The 6,923-nt window shown below is 50.4% G+C and carries 6 protein-coding genes; all 6 read right to left on the reverse strand.

The window, feature by feature from the left end; genetic code table 11:
- Nucleotides 1-18: 18 nt before the first annotated feature.
- Nucleotides 19-1,566, reverse strand: a complete 1,548-nt coding sequence (locus DWW13_RS14305; protein ID WP_373141908.1) for an ABC transporter ATP-binding protein — start codon at nt 1,564-1,566, stop codon at nt 19-21.
- A gap of 168 nt (nt 1,567-1,734) precedes the next feature.
- A complete protein-coding gene (locus DWW13_RS14310; protein ID WP_117814428.1) occupies nt 1,735-2,907 on the reverse strand; it encodes a BMP family lipoprotein in 1,173 nt (390 codons plus the stop codon).
- A 105-nt stretch (nt 2,908-3,012) separates the two neighbouring features.
- Nucleotides 3,013-4,323 (reverse strand): amidohydrolase family protein, encoded by a 1,311-nt coding sequence (locus tag DWW13_RS14315; protein ID WP_118697725.1) that lies wholly within the window; start codon nt 4,321-4,323, stop codon nt 3,013-3,015.
- Between the two features lie 80 nt (nt 4,324-4,403).
- Nucleotides 4,404-5,249 (reverse strand): purine-nucleoside phosphorylase, encoded by an 846-nt coding sequence (locus DWW13_RS14320; RefSeq protein WP_118697724.1) that lies wholly within the window; start codon nt 5,247-5,249, stop codon nt 4,404-4,406.
- A 174-nt stretch (nt 5,250-5,423) separates the two neighbouring features.
- A complete protein-coding gene (locus tag DWW13_RS14325; protein ID WP_118697723.1) occupies nt 5,424-6,077 on the reverse strand; it encodes a YczE/YyaS/YitT family protein in 654 nt (217 codons plus the stop codon).
- Between the two features lie 432 nt (nt 6,078-6,509).
- A complete protein-coding gene (locus DWW13_RS18890) occupies nt 6,510-6,773 on the reverse strand; it encodes a hypothetical protein (RefSeq protein ID WP_118595968.1) in 264 nt (87 codons plus the stop codon).
- Between the last annotated feature and the right edge of the window lie 150 nt (nt 6,774-6,923).

The following is a 6,923-nucleotide window of genomic DNA, read 5'->3' on the forward strand; positions in this document are numbered from 1 at the left end:
GCTTTTCTTACCTCTCTTTTATACTTCTTCGGGAACCGGATCCCGTTTTGCACCTGCCATGTAGAGACCGAGTTCTTCGACAGAAACGGTTTTCGGATCCAGCTGGCCGACCAGCTCTCCTTCGTACATAACAAGAATACGGTCGGAAACATCCATAACCTCATCCAGTTCCAGAGAAACCAGAAGAACGGCTTTTCCCTTGTCGCGCTGTGCAACGAGCTGGCTGTGAATGTATTCGATGGCTCCGACATCAAGACCACGGGTAGGCTGTACCGCAACGAGAAGATCAGGATCTTTGTCGATCTCACGCGCGATGATCGCTTTCTGCTGGTTTCCGCCGGACATGCTGCGGGTGATGGTCACAGGACCCTGGCCGCTGCGGACATCGTACTGCTCGATCAGGCGCTCGGCATATTCGCGCACGGCTTTTGATTTGATAAAGCCGAAGGATTCAAATTCCGGCTGCCAGTAACGCTGCAGCACCATGTTCTGCTCGATGGAGTAATCCAGCACGAGGCCGTGTTTATGGCGGTCCTCCGGGATGTGGCTCATGCCCATCTTGGAGCGGTCGCGGATGGAAGCTTTCGTGATGTCCTGTCCGTTGAACAGAATTTTACCGCCGGATACTTTTTCCAGTCCCGTGAGGCCCTGAACGAACTCGGACTGGCCGTTTCCATCGATACCTGCGATGCAGACAATCTCGCCTTTTCTTACATTAAAGGAAACATCTTTGACGGCGTTGTTTCCGTGCACCTTGCTCGGTACGGTCATGTGCTCTACTTTCAGAACGGTGTCGCCCGGTTTTGACGGCTTTTTGTTGACGGAGAAGCTGACGTTTCTTCCGACCATCATGCGGGAGAGCTCTTCTTTGGAAGTTTCGCTGATGTTGACGGTTCCGATGTATTTTCCTTTGCGGAGAATCGTACAGCGGTCGGCAACTTCCATGATCTCGTTGAGTTTATGGGTGATGAAGAGGATGGATTTTCCTTCTTTTGCGAGGTTCTTCATGATCTTCATCAGCTCGTCGATTTCCTGCGGCGTCAGAACCGCGGTCGGCTCGTCGAAGATCAGGACTTCGTTGTCACGGTAGAGCATTTTCAGAATTTCGGTACGCTGCTGCATGCCGACGGTGATATCCGAGATCAGAGCGTCCGGATCGACCATCAGACCGTATTTCTCGCTCAGTTCCATGACTTTTGCACGGGCATTCTTTTTCTCGAGGAAAAGGCCTTTGGTCGGCTCTACGCCGAGGATGATGTTGTCGAGAACCGAGAAACATTCGACCAGCTTAAAGTGCTGGTGCACCATACCGATGTTGAGATCATTGGCGTCGTTCGGCGTGTTGATATGGACTTCCTGCCCATTCTTCTTGATGATTCCGGAGGTAGGCTGATACAGACCAAAAAGAATACTCATCAGGGTTGATTTTCCTGCACCGTTTTCTCCAAGCAGAGCATGGATTTCTCCTTTTTTGAGCTGTAACGTAATGTTGTCGTTCGCCTTGATACCCGGGAATTCTTTGGTGATGTTCAACATCTCAATAATGTACTCATTTTCCATATACATATTCCCTTTCAAGCGTGGTTTTGCAGGACTGCCGAAGGCATGGAAAACAGGGCAGAACTGCGGGCTTTCATTATGTCTAGTATAGCATTTTGTGTGACAGAAAAAAAGGGGAAGAGAAATAATATTCTCTTCCCCAAAAGGCATATTGTTACAGAAACAGTATGCACATTAGCTGATGTAATCAACGGTTACGTGAGAACCTACTTCCGGCTGATTTTCTGTATCGCTGGAGATTTCGATGGAACCATCGCGGATACCAGCCAGTACAGTTTCATACTGATCCTGTGTGAAGGTTGTGAATCCCCAGGATTCGGAATCGGTAGGAAGGCCGATGTAATCTCCGTCTTTCAGTCCAAGCTGCTGAGCAGTTCCGCCAAGTTCAGAGAAGTTTCCGTTGAAGTAGGAATCCAGAGCGTTGTTGATGGCGCTTGGAAGACCTTTCATAGCGGAAGTCAGGCAGCGCTCGCCGATTTTGGAACGCTGGTCAACGTCTACACCAATAACTTTTCCGTCGTGTGTCTCAGCTGCATCCAGAGCAGATGTCCAGATACCGCCGCCGCAGGCGAATACAACCTGTGTTCCGTCTGCATACCAGCCCTCCATACGGGCGGTGATGGAGTCATCGCCGTAGAACTGGCCGCCATAGTAATATTTTACGTTTACATCTACGCCGTCTTCTTCAGCAGCAGCGTTGATACCCTGTACATAACCGTAACCGAAACGGATAACGGCCGGAACAGCGATACCGCCGAGGAAACCAAGACTTGTGTAGCCGTCTTTTACTGCAGCGTATCCAGCCAGGTAGCCGGCCTGCTCTTCTTCGAAGGAGCAGATGTACACGTTCTTTCCGAGATCAACAGCTTTGCCGTTTTTTACAATATCACCTTCGGTAACATCGACTGCGATGAAGGTTACATCCGGATAGGTGTCCTGCTCTTCAGCGATGGCAGGTCCGAACAGGTAACCTGGCATTACAACAACGGTAGCACCCTCGGAAACAGCAAGATCGATGGAGTTGATACGCTCTTCATCGGTATCCTCTGCCGGTTTGTAGTACTCGTACTCTACGCCGTTTGCATCGCCGTAGGCGCATACAGTTTCCCAGGTGATCTGGTTGAAGGATTCGTCGGTGATATCTCCGGAGTCTGTGATCATGGCAATTTTCTCACCTGCGGCGTCTTTTTTTTCTCCGTCTGTGGAAGCAGAAGCGGAAGTTGCGCTGGTGGAATCGGCGCCTGTGGATGCGTCGGAGGAAGAGGAGCCGTTGGAGGAACCGCATCCTGCGAGTGCAGCAGTTGTCATGGCGGCTGCAAGCAGTAAGCTAACTACTTTCTTTTTCATAATAGTATTCTCCTTTCAAGAGGTACAGCGTTTTTGCGTGTATGGCTACATTATAATATAGAAGAAAAAAGTATGTCAAGCAAAGGAAAAACTGCGTGAAATCCACTAATTATCTGCATGCGAGCCGGAAATTCTTCGGATAATGGCGTTGGATCTTGCATAAATTTCTTCCGGGTCAAAGCCGATATGGAATTCGCCGTTTTCGTAGAGGATTTGACCGTTTACCATGGTAAGCTTTACGTTCTGTTTGCTGCCGCTGTAAACGAGGTTTTTGATCAGATTATTCTCCGGCTGCATGTTCGGCTGATGGAGGTCAATCATGACGAGATCGGCCTTTTTGCCGGCAGCGAGACGGTCGCAGTCAGTAAGCTGCATGGCGTGCGCGCCGCCTGCGGTTGCCATGTAGAGAATGGCGTCGGCCGGGATTCCTGCGGCATCCATCTCGCGGACTTTGGAAAGGCCGGTGGTCAGGAACATTTCGCGGAACATATCGAGGCAGTTGTTACTGGCCGGCCCGTCAGTGCCGATGGCGAGGTTGATGCCGTTATCGTAAAAACGCTTCAGCGGGCAGATGCCGGAGGCGAGCTTCAGGTTTGAGGAGGGATTGGTAACGGCCGTCAGTTTCCGGTCACGGAAGATCTCAAAATCGCGGTCCTCCATCCAGATGCAGTGGTAGCCGCCGCCTCCGTACTGGAACATGCCTAAGCGTTCCATCAGCTGTGTCGGGGTGAGTCCCCAGCGCTCTTTACAGCCCTCGACTTCGCTTTTTGTTTCGGCGTTGTGTGTCCAGACAGGGGAATGGTATTTTTCGGCGAGTTTGGCAACGTCTTCAAGAAGCGGGCCGCCGGTCGTATATTCGGCGTGGAAACCGAGCAGATACGAGGTGCGGTCGGAGAGTTCGTTGACATAGTTATACATCTCTTCGAGAATTTCCGGGCTGTCGACGAAGTTGTTGAGACCGCTGGTAAGAACGGTGCGGAATCCGGTGTCGACCGTGGCAGCGATGCTGTTTTTCTGCTGGATGTACATGTCGAAATTGGAGGTGATGCCGCTCGTCAGATATTCCATGATGCCGAGGATATTGAGCCAGTAAACGTCGTCCCCGGCGAGCTTTGCCTCGTTCGGGAAGACCTGGCGTTCGAGCCATTCGTGGAGCGGGAGATCGTCCGCGTAGGAGCGGAGGAAGGTCATCGGGGTGTGCGTGTGTGCGTTTTTAAAGCCCGGGATCAGGAGATTGCCGCGGGCGTCAATTTCGCGGTCGAAGACAGTGGTCTCTGCGGCATCTGGATCTGCTTTTCTACCAGGTCCGATATAGGTGATGGTGTCGCCGGTGACATGAAGTTCGTCTTCGGCGATGGAAAAATGGTTTTCAGCGTCGAGTACGAGAATTTTGGCGTTGTAAAAACGTGTATTCAAAAAAGATCTCTCCTTTATTTTACGTGCTGTTTTCAGCGGCCGGGGCCTGTTTTTTTTAACAGACCCCGGCCGCTGTGTGTTTACAGTGTCTTTGCGATGCCCTGAATCGTTGCGGCAACGAGTTTTTTGAACTGCGGTGCAACCATGTCAGCTGCCTCCTGAACTTCCGCATGGCACAGAGGCTGCGGGGAGATGCCGGCGGCAAGATTGGTAATGCAGGAAATACCGATAACGCGCATGCCCATATGGCGTGCAACGATGGCTTCGCAGGCGGTGCTCATGCCGACCGCGTCTGCGCCGAGGGTGCGGCACATGGTGATTTCCTGCGGGGACTCGTACTGCGGGCCGGTGAGCTGCAGATAAACGCCTTCCATCAGGTCGATATCAAGGCTGGCTGCGGCTTTCCGTGCGATTTTCTGGAATTCAAGGTCGTAGATCTGGCTCATATCCGGGAAACGGGTGCCGAGCTCGTCGATGTTCGGTCCGATAAGCGGAGATGGAACGAAGCAGGCGATCTGGCCGTTTAACAGCATCAGAGAGCCTGGCTTTGTGCCCTGTTTGATGCCGCCGGCGGCGTTGGTTAAGAACAGTGCTTTTGCGCCCATCAGCTTCATGAGGCGGGTCGGGAGAACGACGTCGGTCATCGGATAGCCTTCATAATAATGAACGCGGCCCTGCATGCAGACAACCGGCACATCGCCGACGTAGCCGAAGATAAAACGGCCCGCGTGGCCCGGAACAGTGGAAACCGGGAAGCCTTCGATATCATGGTAATCGAGGGTTGCGGTAACGCGGATATCATTCGCAAAATCACCGAGGCCGGAACCGAGAATCAGTGCGACTTCCGGCTGGAAATCGATCTGGGAGCGGAAGCTCTCGTAGCATTTCATCAGTTTTTCGTAAACAGGGTTTGGGGTGTTGCTCATAGGAAAAACCTCCTTAATATAAATGATTTTCTGCTTTTTGAGTCTTTTTTCGGCTATTTTCAGGGAAGAAAAGCCTGCCACAGAGATGTGAGTCCCGGAGGCAGGCTTTTCTTTTAGAAAAAAGATCATCTGGTGGTTCTATTGTAGTATAGAAAGCGCGGAAAAGCAATGATTTCAGTCATCAAAAATATTCAGATGCTGTTTCATGATATTTCCCAGCCATTCAATGACCGGACCGAGGGTAATAACCATCAGCACGGTGACAATGCCGAGTTTTCCGCCGAGCAGAACGGCGATCGCGGTGACAACGAAGTCGTAGACGATGCGGATCACACGGAACGAAACGTTCGGCAGGTGGGTGGAGATAATGAAGGATACTGCGTCGTATGGTGCAGTTCCCATATCAACATCCATATAGAAGGATGCGGCAAGGATAAACAGGATCAGCGCCGGGATCAGCACGGCGATTCGCACACCCATCGAGGTGAAGAGGTCTGCCGGAAGGACTTTCGCCCAGATCCAGGAGAAAAAGTCGATGGAATATCCCACGAGAAACATGTTTGCGAAGGTTCCGAAGCCTAAGTTTCTGCCGCCGAAAATGATAACGAAGATGAGCAGGACGGTATTGAAGAGCGCCTGCCAGTTTCCGATGCTGATGCCGAGGCGGGTGGAGATGGTCTGGTTTAACAAGGTACACGGATCGGTGCCGAGATCGACGAGAAGCAGCCATGAGAGCGCAAAGCCCATCAGGATGACGGCAGCGATGACCAGAATCAGGCGGGTCCAGAAATGTTTCTTCTGGTAGAAGCCCTGGATGATTTCTTTCATAGTATGAGTTCCTCCCTGTGATTTATGCTTGGTTTTTCACCTTTTCGGGCGGATTTTCTACGCATTTTCTTCGAAATTTTTCGATCGTCTTTCAAACACGTTTTTCGCCCTTCTTTCCAGAAAAATCTCCGCCGTTTTTTTTCGGCGGAGATTTGACCGTTTCTGTTATTTTAGTATATTTTTCCCAAAATGTAAACTATTTTCTTTTAATGATGTCAACTTGATGTTCACAAAACGATGAACGATAAAGGAACACAAATTAACATAAAACATAAAGCTGAAAAAATACGTTCATTAATAAATTAACGAAATGAACATGTGGGCTGAATGAAATTTGTGCATTCTACAATGTGTCCACGCGAGACGGACAGAAGCTTGAAAAGAACTACAATATACGGATATACGAATTAACGCCATAAACAGAAACCAAAGTTATAGAACCAGCTCCACGTTTTTACCGAAGACTTCGCGGTATAACTGTTCGCGTTCCACGGTGATCAGCCGCCCGACGGAATCGGTTGCCGCACCGAGACAATCGGCGCAGGTGAGGATCTGGTAGAGAATGGCGTTGTCGTTGCCTTTATGGGTATACTCGCGCGGATAGCCGCCTTTTTCGTCGTACCAGAGATGGTGGTAGAGCGCCGCCTCGGCGTATGGTCTTGTGGAATCCCATTTGCTGAGGAGCTCATAGCCCATCTGTGGGTGGAGACGGATCAGATCAAAGAGAAAAAGTACATTGCATCATTGGAACCGTATATTGGAGATATTCTACTGGTTGGAATTAATTATGATAAAAAGACCAAAAAGCTATAAATGAGCAAATATCGAATTTTGCACAAACTTATC

Origin of the sequence: Blautia sp. AF14-40 (assembly GCF_003479665.1) — a bacterium.
Taxonomy (GTDB): Bacteria; Bacillota; Clostridia; order Lachnospirales; family Lachnospiraceae; genus Fusicatenibacter; species Fusicatenibacter saccharivorans.